Genomic DNA, 15,624 nt, shown 5'->3' on the forward strand with positions numbered 1-15,624 from the left:
GCCTGCTTCGTCCAAACCCTTGCCCAGGACGCTCTCCATGTTGCCGTTTTCCGCCGCTGCCGGGGTTGCCCGCGCTCCCGACACACTGACCGCGTGGGGGATGTTCGTCCATGCGGACATCATCGTGCAGGCCGTCATGGTGGGGCTGGCGCTGGCCTCACTGGTCACCTGGACCGTGCTGCTCGCCAAGTCCTGGGAGTTTTCCCGCGTGCGCCGCCGCTTGGGCGAGGCGCGCGACCAAGTAGTCGCCGCCGTTCGGCTGAGCGACATCGAAGGCGCGGATGCCCTGCAGCACGACATCCCCCGGTCGCTGCTCGATGCGACGGTGCTGGAACTTCGGTTATCGCACGATGTGGAAGACAAGGCGGGTGTCAGCGAGCGTGTCGCCTCCCGGCTTGACCGACTGGAAGCCCGTCACCTGCGCGAGCTGCGCAAGGGCGCCAGTGTCCTGGCCACCATCGGCGCGACGGCGCCGTTCGTGGGGCTGTTCGGGACGGTCTGGGGCATCATGAACAGCTTCGTGGGCATCGCCGAATCCAACACCACCAATCTGGCGGTGGTTGCCCCCGGCATTGCCGAAGCCCTGTTGGCCACCGCGCTTGGTCTGGTGGCCGCCATCCCTGCCGTCGTCATCTACAACCACTTCGCGCGAACGCTTGCAAGCCTCAGGGGCGTACTTGGCGATCTCTCCGCGGGTATCCAGCAGGTGGTTTCCCGGGATCTGGATAGAAGGGCGCAGGGGCGAGCGCCATGAAGTCCGGTGCAGGTGGGCACAATGACGAGGATCTTGAGGAGAACCACGAGATCAATGTCACCCCCTTCATCGACGTCATGCTGGTGCTGTTGATCATCTTCATGATTGCTGCGCCGTTGGCGACGGTGGACATCCCCGTGGAGCTCCCTGCCAATGCAGCGGAACCCAAGCCTCGCGAGGCCGATCCTGTCTTCCTGACGGTGCAGGCCGATCTGAGCTGGAGCGTCAACAAGCAGCGCGTCACGGCAAACAGCCTGCGCAACACGCTTGACGCCACCACGCAGGGCGATCGCGACACCCGCGTCTTCCTTCGCGCCGATCAGTCCGTGTCGTACGCCGATCTGATGGACGCGATGAACGCACTGCGCGATGCCGGCTATCTGAAGGTCGCGCTGGTGGGGTTGGAGCGGACCGGGGAATGACGGCGTCCAGGCACGCGGTCGTGTGGGCTTCTAGCTTTGGCGTGGTGGTCCTTGTCCATCTGGCGGCCATCGGGGTAGTGCTGTGGTGGGGATCTGCCCCTCCTGCGACGGCGGATCTTGCTGCTGACGCCATCATGCTTGAGCTGGCCGCGACGCCCGAGGCGCCGCCGGCGCCATCCACGGACATGCCGCCAGGTCCCGTGCAACCGCCGAACGAGCGCCTCCTGCGGGCGGAGCAACCGCGCCTGCAACCCCGCGTCGAATTACCGACGTTCGATAGTCCTGATGTCCAGGATCCCGGCCAGGCACCCGAGGAGCCCGTAGGGCCTCCCTCTGAGAAGCCAATGCAGGCGCAGGCACCCCCCAGCGCCGATGCCGCGCCCAGCACGCGGCTTGCCGCGCGACAGACGGTGTCAGGCGCTCGGACAGAGATGGCCGCGACATGGCAGGGGATCCTGCTGGGACATCTCGAGCAGCATCGCCGTTATCCCCGCCAGGCCGAACGCATGCGCCAGGAGGGCACGGCCCATGTGCGCTTCTCGGTGGACCAACGAGGCCATGTCGCCAATGCAAGGATCGAGCGAAGCAGTGGCAACGCGCTGCTGGATCAGGCAACGCTCGACACCGTCCAGCGGGCCAGCCCCGTCCCGCCGCCACCGACCGAACTGGCGCCCTACCCCGTCGACGTGATGGTGCCTGTGGAGTTCTACGTCCGAAGACGTTGATGGGTATCCAGACCCCACTCCGCGACCAGCGTCGCTCCATCCTTCCCAACATAAGGCAGAGAGTTCATGAAAACCGCGAAGACACGCCTGAGGATCGCTCCTCTTGTTCTACTGGCGATCGCCGGTCTCACCGCGAGCACGACGTCGCTGGCTCAGACGAACACGAAGAGCCAGTGCTTCAGCAACGAAGGACTCTCTGCGGAGCTCCAGAAGAAGTCGGAGGAGTATCTGCTCGAAGCGCTAGACACCGAAGCACTCTTCACGCTGGTGGGTGCCCTCAAGCCCATGAGTTCCGGCTTCTACGACCGAAGGGTATCCACCTCCATCCCCCGCATGAGCGAGGAAGAAGCGACGTCAGCGATGGCCGAGCTCGGATCGCGCCGCGCGTCGAAGATGACGGACGAGCAAAAGACCCGGCTCGCCGAAGCCAAGTCTGCAGCAGACCGCTTCTCCGACCTTCGGGACGTCGATGATCTGCGGCGGATCGTCTCCACCTGGACATGCGGCGATGAGATCCATGCGGACATCGTGCACTTCGCCACGCCCCATGCGGGCAATCGGCATGTGGAAGGCGTGCTCTTCTCTCGACCCGCCCTGGCGGACATGATCCAGCGAAAGGAGAAGTTCTTCTCCCGCTGGTCGATCACGCCGCACTCCAATCCCATTGAGGCGCTTATGGCGGTTGAGTACGCGCGCGATGCGTCGCGATTCGCCGGCTACGGGTATCTTTTCGGCTACCCCGACGAGGCCGTCCGCTTCTTCGTGAACTCCTCTATCCATCAGGACATGACGGGCGATTTCGTGACGCGCGACTTCCGTGCGATCCCCACGTTCCAGCGCGAGACCGGACAGTTCACGTACGCGGTGCCAAAGGGGCAGGACGTTACGGAGGCTGATCTCCGGCTCAAGGAGCGAGCGGGCGCGATCCTCAGCGCCTACAAGGTGCGGCGCGCGCAGTACGTGGGTCCCGGAAAGCCAGGCGTCGCCGCCATGCTGCGCGACTGGTTCTGCCCCACCGACAACGCATGCAGTCCCGCCAACGCAGCGCTCTAGACGGGCTGACACATCAGCCACCGCTCGGCAGTCGTTCGCCGCAACGATGGCAGTAGTTCGCTTCCGATGGATGGACGTCGAGCTGGCATCGCCCACAGATCGTGCCCTCCTGCGTGGCTGCATGGCGATCCTCCCTGAACACGGCAGCAAGCTCAGCCGTATAGATGCCAGTAGGCACCGCGATGATGCCGTAGCCGATGAGAATCAAGAGAGATGTCACCACTCGACCCAGGGGCGTAATTGGCGTGATGTCGCCAAAGCCCACTGTCGCGACGGTGACGACGGCCCAATACATGGCGGTGGGAATGCTCGTAAAACCGTTGTTGGGCCCTTCGATCACGTACATCGCAGCGCCAAAGATCACCACCAGCGTCAGCACGACCGAGAGAAAGACGAGGATCTTTCGCCGGCTGCGCCATAGCGCCTCCCCGAGAAGACCGCTCTCCTGCACGTATCGGGTGAGCTTGAGGATGCGAAACAGCCGCAGAAGGCGCAGGACTCGTACGACTAGCAGACTCTGACTGCCCGGAAAGATCAATGAGAAGTAGGTAGGCAGTATCGAGAGAAGATCGATAACTCCCCATAGACTCGTTGCGTACTTGAGCGGCCGCTTTACCACGATGAGGCGCAACACATACTCGGCAGTGAAGAGCAGCGTGAAGCCCCACTCAAGGACCGAGAACAGGCCAGCAAAGCGCGCGTGAACTGACGGCGTGCTATCTGCGAACACGACGAACACGCTCGCGAAGATGGCAGCAATGAGCGCGAGGTCAAAGTTGCGCGAGCGGGGTGTGTCGTGCCGGTAGATGGTCTCGAACCAGCGAGCGCGCCATCCCGTCCCTCCGGGCTCCAGGTCTTCCAACTCATCACGTCTTGCAAGGGTCATAGCGGCACGCGACCAAACTTTCCTGGACGATGTTCGGCGATGTGAATCTCCTTCACTGCTTCAGTTCCTCGTCACTGTTCCCAGCATCGCGCTCCCGTTGCAGCCAGCGCCGCTCCGCGCGATGAAGCTCTCGCTCTTCCTGCTCAATCGATGCAAGGTCATTCAGTAAAAGACGGCGAAGCGAATAAAGGACCGCGGCCAGCAGGATGGCGAAGGGAAGCGCGGCCACGATCACCACTGCTTGCAGGGCCTGCAACCCGCCGGCAGCCAGTAGGGCGACGGCGATGGCCGCCTGCATGACACCCCACACGACGCGTCGGAACAGCGGCGGGTCGTCCTGCGACTCGCTGGACATACTTGCAAGCACCAGGGTTGCCGAATCCGCCGAGGTGACGAAAAAGCTGAGCAACAGCAGGATTGAGATCCAGCTGAGCAAGGTGGACAGTTGCAGCCCGCCTAGCGAGGCGAAGAGCACGTGCTCGTAACCTGTAGCAAGCGCCGACGCCAGATCCATGCCTCCGAACAATTGCTGGTATAGCGCCGTGCCGCCGAAGGCTGAGAACCAGAGGAAGCTGACCAGCGTGGGGCCCAGGACGACACCGAACACGAACTCCCGCACTGTGCGGCCATACGAGATGCGGGCAAAGAACGCACCCACGAAGGGAGCCCATGCTATCCACCAGGCCCAGTAGAAAATCGTCCACTCCCCGACCCAGGTCGTCTGTGAGAACGGCGTCATACGCAGACTCATCGCCGGCAACTGGTTCAGGTAGCCTCCCAAAGTCGTCGTCAACGTCTCAAAGATAAAGCCCGTTGGCCCCAGTCCGATCACCAGTAACAGAAGCACAGCCGCCGCGCCGATGTTGACGTTCGACAGCCATTTGATGCCTTTATCTAGACCGGTAGCGCTGGACGTCATGTACAGGATGAAGGCGACGGCGATCACCAGCAGTTCGACGACAAAGGAGTCCTTTACGCCAGCCACATGTTCCAGACCCGCGCTGATCTGCACCGCCCCTAGGCCCAAAGTGGTGGCCACCCCGACCGCCGTTGCGACCACCGCGAACACATTGACCAGGCTGCCGAGCATGCCGTCCACGCGTTGTCCCAGCAGCGGGCGCAGCAGATCGCTGACCAGGCCACGCCCCTCGCGGTTGTACTGCGCCCACGCCATCGCCAGCCCCATAAGCGCGTATATCGCCCAGGGATGGAGTCCCCAGTGAAAGAACGCATAGCGCATGCTGGCCCGCGCGGCAGCGGCAGTGCCGGGTTCCAACCCCTCTGGGGGAGCTCCCAGATGCGAGAGCGGTTCAGCCGCACCCCAGAACACCAGACCGATGCCCATTCCCGCCGAAAAGAGCATCGCGAACCAGGAACTGCGTGAGAACTCCGGAGTTGCGTCCTGGCCACCAATACGCAACTGGCCTACACGTCCGAATGCCAGATAGACCAGAAAGGCCAATACGCCGAAGACGATGACGAGATAGAGCCAGCCGGCACTGCCCAGCGTGGCCGCTTGCATCCGCTGACTCAACGCGCCGAACGCATCCGGCGCCACCACACCGGCAATCACCAAAGCCGCCAGTAGCGCTATCGATAGACGGAAGACCATGGCAGGACCGCTCGTCGACGGTTCTGCAGTCTACCACTGCGTGACAATCGAACAGAAATTACGGCATCTGCAGAAGAGGCCTTCGATGCTGATCTCAGCAGCAGCAGGACACGCGATCACAGCAAGCGTTGGCGTTGAGCACCTCAACGCATGCGGCCATTCTCGTAGGCGTGCAAGCGCAGACCGTGCCCCCTACGGCAGCTTCCGTTCGTTCATCAGTGCCACTTGAAGCTCAAGTCGCTTGAATTCACGCAGCATGCGATTGGCTTCCATATGCGTTCCCAAGAAGCTCTTGCAGAGCGAGGTCATCTGAAACAGAACAATCGAACCAACACCCCACCGGATGGCCGATACCGCTTCTACTGAGGTACCCATCTTCCATAGTGCAAGTGCCGCGCCCACGAAGGTGAGAAACACCATCACATAGACCAGGCGCATGGTGCCACCCATGGGGCCGCTGAACATGCTGGTGGCTTCGGACACGTAATCACGCTGCCCGTAGCGGGCCAACAGCGCACGGTCCTCTTCCGTCAAGGCGCGGCCGATCACTTCATCAAACTTATCCACGAGATTCTCCATCGAGTTGTGTGCGCAGCTTGGTCCGCGCATGCATTAGGCGTGTTTTTACTGTTCCGGGCGGCACGTCAAGCGCGACCGCTATTTCCGCCACGGTCATCCCCTCCAGGTAAAAGAGGGCAAGCGTGGCGCGCTGGGGCGCGGGCAGCCCGGCAAGGGCAGCGAGAACGAGGCTGAGGTCGTAAGAGAACTCGCCTGACTCGCGCTCGGATACTCGGGGTTCTTCAGCCTGTACAACCTCCTCTTCGAAGGGCGCTCGTGCGCTCCTATTCAAGGCTCGATAGCAACGGCGCGAGACGATCTGGTAGGCCCATGCGGGGAAAGCAGCAACGTCGTTCAGTCTGTGGATGCCTCGCAGGATCTCGATCCATGCTTCCTGTAGCGCATCTTGAGCTCTATCCACATCACCCAGTACGCGCCAAGCGTGCCGCAGCAGTCTCGGCTGCCAACGAGCTATCAACCTGTCCAGCGCCTGTCGGTCGCCGTCCGTGGCTGTTGCTACCAGTAGTTCGTCGTAGATCCGCTCGCTGTCCCGCACTGGCGCACTGTCCAAATGGCTCGTCTACCCATATAGGTGCCACGAAGTGACAGAACGGTTCAATCGCTTGGGTCCGAAAACTGCCCCAACCCAGGAACTGGGTCTCGGCAATGCGATGCCCCCCAGGGCTTACCGTTACTGGATGTATCGGGCCATCGCGAGCGCTCGGCCTGAACGGCAGCGCTCGCAGGCCCACAGGGTCACGATCAGGGCGATGACCCCGCAAAGGACCAACATCGCGCCTGTAAGTGCATCAGCCAGCAGTATCTCCCCAATACCGAACATCACGCCGAACACCCCTGCATTCCCACACGTCCACGCCAAGATCAGCCAGCCCATCGTTCTGGGAGGTGCGGCGCCGGGAAGTCCGGGCCAATACCCCACCGGGCGCACTTTCTCCACGAATGCCGTTAGCTGCCGCTGCGGCACAGGGGGCGTGAGCCACGTGGCTACAACGGCCGAGATCGTGGACACGGCAACAATGCCGAGCAACAAGTACTCATCGCGTGCATGAGGGAATCGCCAGTAGAGGAAGACTGCGGCAAGCAAAGCAGATAGGAGTCCAACGATCTCGGTCCACGCGTTCGCGCGCCACCATACCCACCTCAGCATGGACGGCAGTCCAAGGCCCGCGCCCAGTGCGACGAAGAAGCGCCACGCCTGCTCGATGCTGTTGATCTGGGACGCAACCAGTACCCCCATGGTTGCCAGCGAGAGAACCGAAAGACGACTCACCAAGACCAATGTGCGTTGGCTCGCGCGCGGATTGACGAATCGGCGATACAGATCGTTGGTGAGGTAGCTCGATCCCCAGTTGAGATGCGTGTCCACCGTGCTCATGAATGCCGCGAGCAAGGAGACGAAGAGCAGACCGAGCACGCCCGCCGGAAGCAGTTCGGACATAAGCACGGGATAGGCCATCTCCCGGTCGGCCAGGACGGCCTCGCTCGATCCAGTCGCATCCATTCCTAGCGGGTAGACCACAAGCGCAACCAGCGCGACAAGGATCCAGGGCCAGCTCCGCACGGCGTAGTTCAGTACGGCGAACCAGAGTGCGCCGGCCGTCGCGTGACGTTCGTCGCGAGCGGTGAACAGCCGCTGCGCCAGGTAGCCACTGCCATCACTGTAGTACTGTGCCCACCACTGAACGGCAATGTAGACAAGAAACACCTGGACTGGGAGCCACGCTGCGTCGGTTGCCGGCAAGAAGGCCAGCAACCTATCTGCCTCATAGTGGCGCTCAAGACCCGCGCGCAGTCCGCTCAGGCCGCCCACATGGTCGATGGCATACCAAGCGAAGACGATGCCGCCCAGTAGGCCCAGCGCAAACTGGAACAAGTCGGTCAGGATGACGCCTCGAATGCCCCCTAGGCTGGAGTACAAGCCAACGAGCCCGAAGAGCGCAAGCACCGTGAGAGTGTCGCCTCCGCTATTGCCAATCAGTAGGGCCGAAGGCCAGGCATGCTCGAACGTCGCAACCGCGTCGACGCCAAGCCAATGTTCCCAGTGAACGAATGGCGCCGCGATCTTGACCATAGCGCGAACGACCCATCCCAGAATGATCGCGTTAAGAAGAACGGCGAAGAAGCTGGCCTTGAGGCCTCGAAGGAAGGCGGCGCTGCGCCCGAAGTATCTGAGCTCGATGAATTCAGCGTCTGTGAGCACTTCAGCGCGGCGCCACAGTGCGGCAAAGAGTACTGCCACCGTAACGTGAGAGATCGCCCACGACCACCAGAACCAATTGCCAGCGACACCATACTCCGCCACCAGTCCTGCGACCACCAAAGGCGTGTCTGCAGCGAAGGTGGTCGCCGCCATGGATGTACCAAGCCACCACCAAGGCAGAGAACGGTCAGCAACAAAGTACGACTCAAGGGACCTTCCCGCCGAACGGGATGCCCAGATACCTACCGCCAGCGTCAAGAGCAGATAGCCCACGACGATGACCCAGTCGATGTTGGCCAACCTCCCCATCAGGGGCGCTTGGCCTGCTCGGAGATGTGCATCGCGATGCTAGGGTAACACCTTGCGCCGCTCGGCCTAGTTCGCGAGGGCTACTGGTTGAGCTGGAGGTGATACGCGAGCAGATCGGATTCAAATGACCGCGCGTAAGTAAAGATTAGGAGATGTCGCGACGCGTTCTATCTCTGCGCGGGTCGCAACTAGCCCTCGCGATCACGGCACACAGCGCCTCAGAAAGCCGCTTGGTCACACTAGAACCAACCATTCACCCAGCCAGGACGTCCGGCGTGCACGTTGTTGGCAAAGCGCTCATCGATGAGAACCGCGCCGATAAATTGCATGTCCTCAATAGAATTTCGACTGGTGCCGGGAGTCGAGGGTGGGCGGACGTCTTGCCAAGACATTACTGCCTCGAAGATCGAGAGCTGCGAGGCAGGAAGTAAAAGGAGTTTAGGCGGGCATGAAGCTATCTGTTGAGACATTTTGGCGCGGCTTAGACACATTTCAGCCGCCGCAAACTCCGAGAGACGCTAGCTCGGCAATCATAGATCTTGCCACTACCGCGTCTTTTACGCCGCAGCATAAGCTGACACAGGCCCGCTTGCATTTTCCTGAAATTGGCCAATGTCTGCTAAGCGATAGCCAGCATTCTGGACGGTCTGCAGCAGCGGATTGGCGAAATCCCGATCTATCGCCCTACGCAAATTGTAGAGATGACTCCTCAAGACGTCAGACTCAGGCAGATCGTCTCCCCAGATTTCCCTCTCAATCTCTTTACGACTCACAACTCGAGGAGACTCACGCATCAAGATCTGAAGCAACTGTATGCCGACCCGCGATAGATGAATCTCTTTGCCCTCGCGCGTGGCACTTTGACTTACGGGGTCATAGCTGAGATCGCCCACGCACAACGCCTGGCCACAAAGTTGCTTGCGATTGCGGCGAATCACGGCATGCAGACGCGCTTCCAACTCCTGCGCAGCAAATGGCTTGGTGAGATAGTCATCTACGCCAAGCTCCAGCCCTTTAACCTTGTCCTCCAGTGCGTCGCGTGCCGTCACCATGATGATGGGAGTGGACGCCTTGGACTCCTCTCGCAGCTTGCGAACCACCTCTAGACCATCCATCCGAGGCATGTTGCCGTCTAGCACTATTGCATCGTATCGGTTCTCTTGGGCTAGCCGATAGCCCTCCAATCCGTCGGCGGCGTAGTCAACATCCAGCCCCCTTGTTTCCAAGTAGTTCCCTATCGCCTCTGCAAGGGTTCGGTTGTCTTCGACAAGAAGGATGATCCCGGAACCTAGCATGTCGTACCTCCTTCTTTGGTCAGTTTCACTAAACTGAACTGGACGCTGTCATGATGACGTGAAGGTGGGCAAGCGTCACTTTTATCCACTTGCGGGCCCATCAGTGCTCTGCACGGAGATGTGGAGACGCGCAGCACCTGTCGGACAACTTTTCCACTCGAGTGCTCTGCCAATTTCCGCTATTAGCCAATACGGGTCGTAGAACGACGTGGTATGCGATCGCGAAGGACAGCATCCAGTCGCCAACCCGTACCAGCGCATCGCATCACCGGCCCGGCGCAGCCCGCTGGCCGGATCGCCGTTGGCCGTGGTGAACTGATGGCCCGGCGATCTGCCCGTCACCACCGGCCCTTTCATGCCCACCCGCGCCCCGCGCCCTGCGCTTCCGCCGTTCTGGCTACCGGTGCTGGCCGGCCTGCCGCTCGGCGCCTGCCTGCTGGTAATGGCGTTGCCGCTGTTCGGCCATGGCAACGCGACGCTGTCGCGCACGTTGTACCTGTCCGCCTTCGTGCTGTGGCTGCTGCCGCTGACCGCGTTGCAGCGCTGGCTGTGGCGACGCGGCACGCCGGGCTGGCGCGTCGCCCTGGCACTGCTGGCCACGACCTATGCGATGGCGCTGGCGACGCGCCTGATGAGCGTGGCCGTACAGGCGATGGCCTCGGGCAGTCTCGCCCGGCTGGCCACGCCGGGCGTGGTGGAGGTGCCGCTACTGTTCCGCGGACTGGAAGGGGCGTGGCTGGTGCTGGTGGCGTACTGCGCGATCCACGCGGTGGTGACCTATTACGCCGCCTTGCGCCAGGAGCAGGCGGACCACCTGGAAGCCCGCTCGCTCGCGCGCGACGCCGAACTGCGTGCGCTGCGCTACCAGCTGCAGCCGCACTTCCTGTTCAACACGCTCAACGCGGTGTCCACGCTGGTCGCCGAAGGCCATGGCACGGAGGCGCGACAGATGCTGGCGCGGCTCAGCGACTTCCTGCGTACCGTGCTCGACGCGCGGCCCCGCCACGAGGTGACGCTGGCCGAGGAGATCGCGATGACCGAAGCCTACCTGGAAGTGGAGAAGGCCCGGCTGGGGCGACGGCTGCAACTGTCGTGGCAGCTGGGCGACGGCGTGCTCGCCGCCTACGTGCCCTATCTGCTGTTGCAGCCGCTGGTGGAAAACGCGATCCGCCACGGCATCGCACCGCGCCGCGCACCGGGAAGGCTCGACCTGCGGATCGCCCGCGACGGCACGCGGCTCCAACTCCACCTTCTCAACGATCTGCCGGAGACCGACGATGTGCCGCCGTCGCCGGCCGACGCGCGCGATGCCGTCGGATTGGACAATGTGCGTGGCCGGCTGGCGCGCCTGTACCCGGGCGACGCCACCCTGTGTGCCGGCATCGAGAGCGAGCGCTACCACGTCCGCCTGACGCTGCCGTTGCGCCTGCAACCCGAGGCGAGCGCATGATCCGCGTGGCCGTGGTCGACGACGAACCGCTGGCACGGCGCGGCGTGATCGCGCAACTGGCCGCGTTCGACGACCTAGTGCTGACCGGCGAGTACGAGGATGGTCCCACCGCCCTGGAGGGATTCCGCGACACGCCACCGGACCTGGTGTTCCTCGATGTGCAGATGCCGGGCATGACCGGCCTCGACGTGCTGGCTGCGCTGCCCCCGGAGCACCGGCCGCTCGCCATCCTGCTGACCGCGCACGAAGGCTTCGCGGTGCGCGCGTTCGCCTTGAACGCGGTGGACTACCTGCTCAAACCGCTCGACGACCTGCGCTTCGGCGAAGCGGTGGCGCGCGCGCGCGCCCTGCTGCGCCTGCGCACCCTCGATGCGCCGCCGGTGAAGGCCCGTGCGGCGGCACCGGCACGTCCGCTGCAGAAGTTCCTGGTGCGGATCGGCAGCCGCACGCTCTTCATCGGCGCCGATGCGGTGGAATGGATCGGCGCCGACGGCGACTACGCCGTGCTGCATGTCGGCACCCGCACGTACATGGTGCGGGAGTCGCTGCACCAGCTGGCCACGCAGCTGGATCCCGCGCGCTTCGTGCGCGTGCACCGCTCCTCGATCGTGCGCCTGGACCAGGTGGCGGAGATCCAGCCGCTGACCAACCGCGATGCCGTGCTACGCCTGCATGACGGCACGCCGGTCCGGGTCAGCCGCACCTACATCGACGCGCTGCTCGCCGCCCTGCACGCGCGCGCCTGACCGTCGCACGCGCACCGTTCCACCGGACCGGCGCACCGCAGGCACGCGCAACCGCACGCAGCGCGACATCGCCGGATCGCGTCACTAGGGTGAAGGCTCCCCGACCGGAGCCGATCGATGCCCCTCACGTCTTCCCGCCTGACCGCTGCCTGCGCGTTCGCGCTGCTGTCCGTCGCGACGTCCGCGATGGCGGCCGATACCTGCGGCACGGCTCCCGCCGATGCCGCCAGCGCCACCTCGCAACGCCTGCTGCAGGCCCTGGTCGATACCAACGGCGTGCCCGGCATGGGCGCGGCGGTGTGGCGCGATGGCCGCGTCGCCTGGACCGGCTGCGCCGGCCTGCGCGATGTCGACGCGCGCGCGCCGGTGCAGCGCGACACGGTGTTCCGGCTGGCCAGCGTGTCCAAGGTCATCGCCACCACGGCGGCGGCGAAACTGATCGACGAAGGCCGACTCGACATCGACGCGCCGGTCGGCGACACGCTGCCGTGGCTGCCGCCGGCATGGTCGCGGGTGACCGTACGCCAGCTCGCCGCACACATCTCAGGCGCACCGCATTACGCCGGCAACGATCTGCAGACGCTCGGCAGGATCCGTTATCCCACCGCCCGCGATGCCGTCGGCTACTTCTCCGGTCGCGCACTGCTGTCGCCGCCGGGCACCGCATACCGCTACTCCTCCTGGGGCTACACGCTGATCGGCGCGATGATCGAAGCGCGCGCGGGCGAACACTTCCTCGACTACGTCCGCCGCGTCACCGACGGCCTGGACATCGGCGCCGATGGCGACGCGCCGGCCACGCAGGCGGCGACGCTGTACGACATCGAACACGGCGACGCCCGCCGCGTGCCGCGCACCGACATGAGCTATACCTGGCCGGGCGGCGGACTGGCGGCGACGCCTGAAGCGCTGGTGACGTTCGGTGGGCGCCTGCTCGAACACCGCATCGTCGGCGCCGCGCGCTGGCAGGCGATGCAACAACCCGCCCTGCTGGCCGACGGCACGCCCGTGCACGAGCGCGACTACGAGGTCGGGTTCGGCTGGCGCATCGGCCGCGATGCCGACGGCGACCGCATCGCGCACCACGCCGGCACCACCACCGGTGCGCGCAGCGTGCTGCTGCTGTGGCCCGGACAGGACACCGCCGTCGGCGTGCTCTCGAATGCGATGTGGGTGTCGGCGATCGAGCCCACCGCGCAACTGCTGGCCGCCCCGTTCCGCGCGCCGCCGTCCGGTCTGGTCGCCGCGGCATGCCCCACCGGCGCGCGCCTGACCGGCACGCTGAAGGAAGCGCGCTTCGACCTCGCTGCGACGTTCCGCCTCGAACACGGACGCTGCGTCGGCGACATCGCCGCGCCTGCGCCGCTGCGCGACTTCTTCGCCAGCGCGTATGCGTGGCCCGGGCATCGCCTGCGCATCGTCGCCCTCGCCGACGACGGCACGCTGTCGCGCGCGGCGCTGGCCACGCCGTACGGCCTGTACGACCTGCGTGCGGTGCGCGAAGGCGAATGGACGGCATCGCTCAACGCCACGTCGACGCTGACCCTGACGCGCTGACCTCCTGCGCGCGCGTCCCCGGGGCCGGCACGCGCGATCCCTCCCGGCCCCCATCATGGAAAGGAACCACACGATGCGTTTCCGCACGTTTGCCTGCACCATCCTCGTCGCCACCTGTCTCGCCACCGTCGGCTGCAGTTCGATCGCCGGCCGCACCAACGCCCTCTCCGACGAACGCATCCTGTCCGAGACCGGCGGCGTGCTCGGCCTGTCGCCGTCGGAACTGACCCTCGTCGAGCGCCGCACCGAAGGCACCAACACCTACGTCACCCTCAAGGCGCGCAACGGCAAGACGTATGCGTGCACCGTCAACGGCGGCAACCTGCTGTCCTTCGGCATGACCAATCCCCCGGTCTGTCAGCTGCGCTGATAGTTCTGCCGCGACCACGTCCATGTCCGCCTTGGGTTGCAAGCCGGCGCAGAACTTGCCCGAAGCAGTGCTGACGAACGGCAAGCGCATACAGCGACGTCGACGCGGCGTGAGTAACTGTGAAAGGCCGCTTACATACTTCGTCCTGTTTGAATCCACCTCCATCACACGTGCGTAGAGCCCTTGCCTACAGTAGGTAGGCGCTATCCGTACTGATGGGAGAGGCACATGCAGATCAAACTTCTCGGCGCCGCCTTGCTGATGGCGGCAGGGCCCGCGTTCGCGGCAGGTCCCGAGCAGGGAAAATTCTCGATGTCGGTGTTCGGCGGCGTCGACAGGCCGGTCAGCGGGGACGTCCACACCGGCGCGGTGGCACCGGTGCCGGATCTCGGTCCCTTGAACCCCGCGCTGGCGGGCGTCAGCGCGGAGTTGCGCATTCGTTCCCGTAGCCATGAGCAGATCTACGGCACCGCCAAGTCATGGGGCCTGGAACTGGGCTACGGACTGAGCGACCGGAGCGAAGTGTTCCTCCAGGCGAGGGAGACCAGCGCCGATGATGGTCGCGTGCGAGTCGGTGCCGCGTACGTGCCGGCGCTCGACACCGAGCTCGACGTCTTCGGAAGGTTCTCGGGCTATGACTCGTACGCGTGGGAGGCTGGGTACCGGCACTTCTTCCGCGACGGCAGCCGGGTCAGACCATTCGTCGCGGCGCGACTGGGTGCGACCGAAACCGATGTCATCAGGGCAACCTTCGAGATTCCCGATGCCGCGATCACGATCCCGAATGCGCCGTTCTACGAGAAGGACTGGGCACTGAGTGGCGGTCTTGAGGCCGGTGCGCAGATTTCGTTCACCGAGCGCTTCAGTATGAGGCTCACCGCAGGGGTGAACTACATCGACGATCTCTCGGAAGACGATTCCGCGATCGCCGGGCTCGGCCTGGCTGCCATCAACGACAACGGTAGCCGCGTCTCGATGCCGCTATTGATCACCGGCCGATGGGATTTTTGAAAATGTTCGACGGCGGGCGCGGCAACGTGCCCGCTGCCTTGGCCTGACGTCAGCAGCCAAGAGCAGACTCTCGCCATCGGTGTGCGCTACCGGCCAGAAACAGACATTGAGACCTCATTGCGCTTAGCGGACCGGCTATCCACATCTGGTGATGGTGTGCCCATAAAAAAGGTAGCGCGACAAGACTGTTCTTTGCCTATAGGAAACCGCACCATTTCTTTCTGACCCAGTAGACTGGAGATAAAAAAGTGAAGAACTGGTTGTTTCTAGCCATCGCAATCGTCGGGGAGGTCATTGCGACGTCCGCGCTGAAATCCAGCGAAGGCTTCACCAAGCTACTCCCATCCGTTGTAGTTGTAGTTGGTTATGGGGCGGCGTTTTACTTCCTCTCACTTTCGCTCAAGTCGATTCCGGTGGGGATTGCATATGCCGTTTGGGCTGGTCTTGGAATCGTACTGGTTGCGGCAATTGCTTGGGTCTTTCACGGACAGAAACTAGATGCTTGGGCTCTTGTTGGCATGGTGCTGATCATCAGCGGAGTATCAGTTCTCAACTTGCTTTCTAAGGTGAGCGCACATTGAGCGGGCGAGCATCTTGAAGTTTGTTCGCCGCGGTGGCTTTTTCACATTCATCCGCTTCTCGGCGATGGCAGCTA

General features: G+C 63.6%; 16 protein-coding genes. 10 read left to right on the forward strand and 6 right to left on the reverse strand.

Features of this window, described 5'->3' with window-relative positions:
- Positions 1–37: 37 nt before the first annotated feature.
- The 4 genes from exbB to ACSQ1W_RS18475 all read left to right on the forward strand — a co-directional run bounded on the left by exbB (position 38) and on the right by ACSQ1W_RS18475 (position 2,954).
- Positions 38–754 carry a tonB-system energizer ExbB gene (gene exbB / locus ACSQ1W_RS18460; RefSeq protein ID WP_436045282.1) on the forward strand — a complete coding sequence of 239 codons (717 nt, stop codon included), beginning with the start codon at positions 38–40 and terminating at the stop codon, positions 752–754.
- Entirely contained in the window at positions 751–1,176 is a 426-nt protein-coding gene (exbD, locus tag ACSQ1W_RS18465) for a TonB system transport protein ExbD (protein ID WP_436045283.1), read from the forward strand. Before exbB ends, exbD begins: the two co-directional genes overlap by 4 nt.
- Positions 1,177–1,607: 431 nt before the next feature.
- Positions 1,608–1,901, forward strand: a complete 294-nt coding sequence (locus ACSQ1W_RS18470; protein ID WP_436045284.1) for an energy transducer TonB family protein — start codon at positions 1,608–1,610, stop codon at positions 1,899–1,901.
- 66 nt (positions 1,902–1,967) lie between these two features.
- Entirely contained in the window at positions 1,968–2,954 is a 987-nt protein-coding gene (locus tag ACSQ1W_RS18475) for a hypothetical protein (protein WP_436045285.1), read from the forward strand.
- Between the two features lie 13 nt (positions 2,955–2,967).
- Here the strand turns inward: ACSQ1W_RS18475 and ACSQ1W_RS18480 are convergent, their stop codons facing one another.
- The 6 genes from ACSQ1W_RS18480 to ACSQ1W_RS18505 form a co-directional block, all read right to left on the reverse strand.
- A complete protein-coding gene (locus ACSQ1W_RS18480; RefSeq protein WP_436045286.1) occupies positions 2,968–3,840 on the reverse strand; it encodes an ion transporter in 873 nt (290 codons plus the stop codon).
- A gap of 52 nt (positions 3,841–3,892) precedes the next feature.
- Positions 3,893–5,452 (reverse strand): BCCT family transporter, encoded by a 1,560-nt coding sequence (locus ACSQ1W_RS18485; RefSeq protein ID WP_436045287.1) that lies wholly within the window; start codon positions 5,450–5,452, stop codon positions 3,893–3,895.
- A 192-nt stretch (positions 5,453–5,644) separates the two neighbouring features.
- A complete protein-coding gene (locus ACSQ1W_RS18490; RefSeq protein ID WP_436045288.1) occupies positions 5,645–6,019 on the reverse strand; it encodes a DUF6768 family protein in 375 nt (124 codons plus the stop codon).
- Positions 6,012–6,566: an RNA polymerase sigma factor gene (locus tag ACSQ1W_RS18495; protein WP_436045289.1), complete on the reverse strand. Its 555-nt coding sequence runs from the start codon at positions 6,564–6,566 to the stop codon at positions 6,012–6,014. The genes ACSQ1W_RS18490 and ACSQ1W_RS18495 overlap by 8 nt, the downstream gene beginning before the upstream one ends.
- A 135-nt stretch (positions 6,567–6,701) precedes the next feature.
- On the reverse strand, positions 6,702–8,531 hold the full coding sequence (locus ACSQ1W_RS18500; RefSeq protein ID WP_436045291.1) for a sodium:solute symporter family protein: 1,830 nt from the start codon (positions 8,529–8,531) through the stop codon (positions 6,702–6,704).
- A 566-nt stretch (positions 8,532–9,097) separates the two neighbouring features.
- Positions 9,098–9,835 carry a response regulator transcription factor gene (locus ACSQ1W_RS18505; RefSeq protein WP_436045293.1) on the reverse strand — a complete coding sequence of 246 codons (738 nt, stop codon included), beginning with the start codon at positions 9,833–9,835 and terminating at the stop codon, positions 9,098–9,100.
- 355 nt (positions 9,836–10,190) lie between these two features.
- On the opposite strand from ACSQ1W_RS18505, the gene ACSQ1W_RS18510 reads away from it, so the two are divergent.
- From ACSQ1W_RS18510 to ACSQ1W_RS18535, 6 genes are all read left to right on the forward strand, one after another.
- The gene (locus ACSQ1W_RS18510) at positions 10,191–11,285 is read left to right on the forward strand and encodes a sensor histidine kinase (protein WP_436045294.1); all 1,095 of its coding nucleotides are present in this window, start codon (positions 10,191–10,193) and stop codon (positions 11,283–11,285) included.
- On the forward strand, positions 11,282–12,031 hold the full coding sequence (locus tag ACSQ1W_RS18515) for a LytR/AlgR family response regulator transcription factor (RefSeq protein ID WP_436045296.1): 750 nt from the start codon (positions 11,282–11,284) through the stop codon (positions 12,029–12,031). Before ACSQ1W_RS18510 ends, ACSQ1W_RS18515 begins: the two co-directional genes overlap by 4 nt.
- A gap of 117 nt (positions 12,032–12,148) precedes the next feature.
- Complete coding sequence (locus ACSQ1W_RS18520; RefSeq protein ID WP_436045298.1) at positions 12,149–13,588, forward strand: serine hydrolase domain-containing protein; 1,440 nt, start codon at positions 12,149–12,151, stop codon at positions 13,586–13,588.
- 73 nt (positions 13,589–13,661) lie between these two features.
- Positions 13,662–13,958 carry a hypothetical protein gene (locus ACSQ1W_RS18525; RefSeq protein ID WP_436045300.1) on the forward strand — a complete coding sequence of 99 codons (297 nt, stop codon included), beginning with the start codon at positions 13,662–13,664 and terminating at the stop codon, positions 13,956–13,958.
- Positions 13,959–14,186: 228 nt separating this feature from the next.
- Positions 14,187–14,969: a hypothetical protein gene (locus ACSQ1W_RS18530; RefSeq protein ID WP_436045301.1), complete on the forward strand. Its 783-nt coding sequence runs from the start codon at positions 14,187–14,189 to the stop codon at positions 14,967–14,969.
- Between the two features lie 248 nt (positions 14,970–15,217).
- On the forward strand, positions 15,218–15,550 hold the full coding sequence (locus tag ACSQ1W_RS18535) for a Qac family quaternary ammonium compound efflux SMR transporter (protein WP_436045303.1): 333 nt from the start codon (positions 15,218–15,220) through the stop codon (positions 15,548–15,550).
- Positions 15,551–15,624 lie beyond the last annotated feature (74 nt).

Source organism: Pseudoxanthomonas sp. LjRoot143, assembly GCF_964252945.1.
In the GTDB taxonomy this organism is placed as follows: Bacteria; Pseudomonadota; Gammaproteobacteria; order Xanthomonadales; family Xanthomonadaceae; genus Pseudoxanthomonas_A.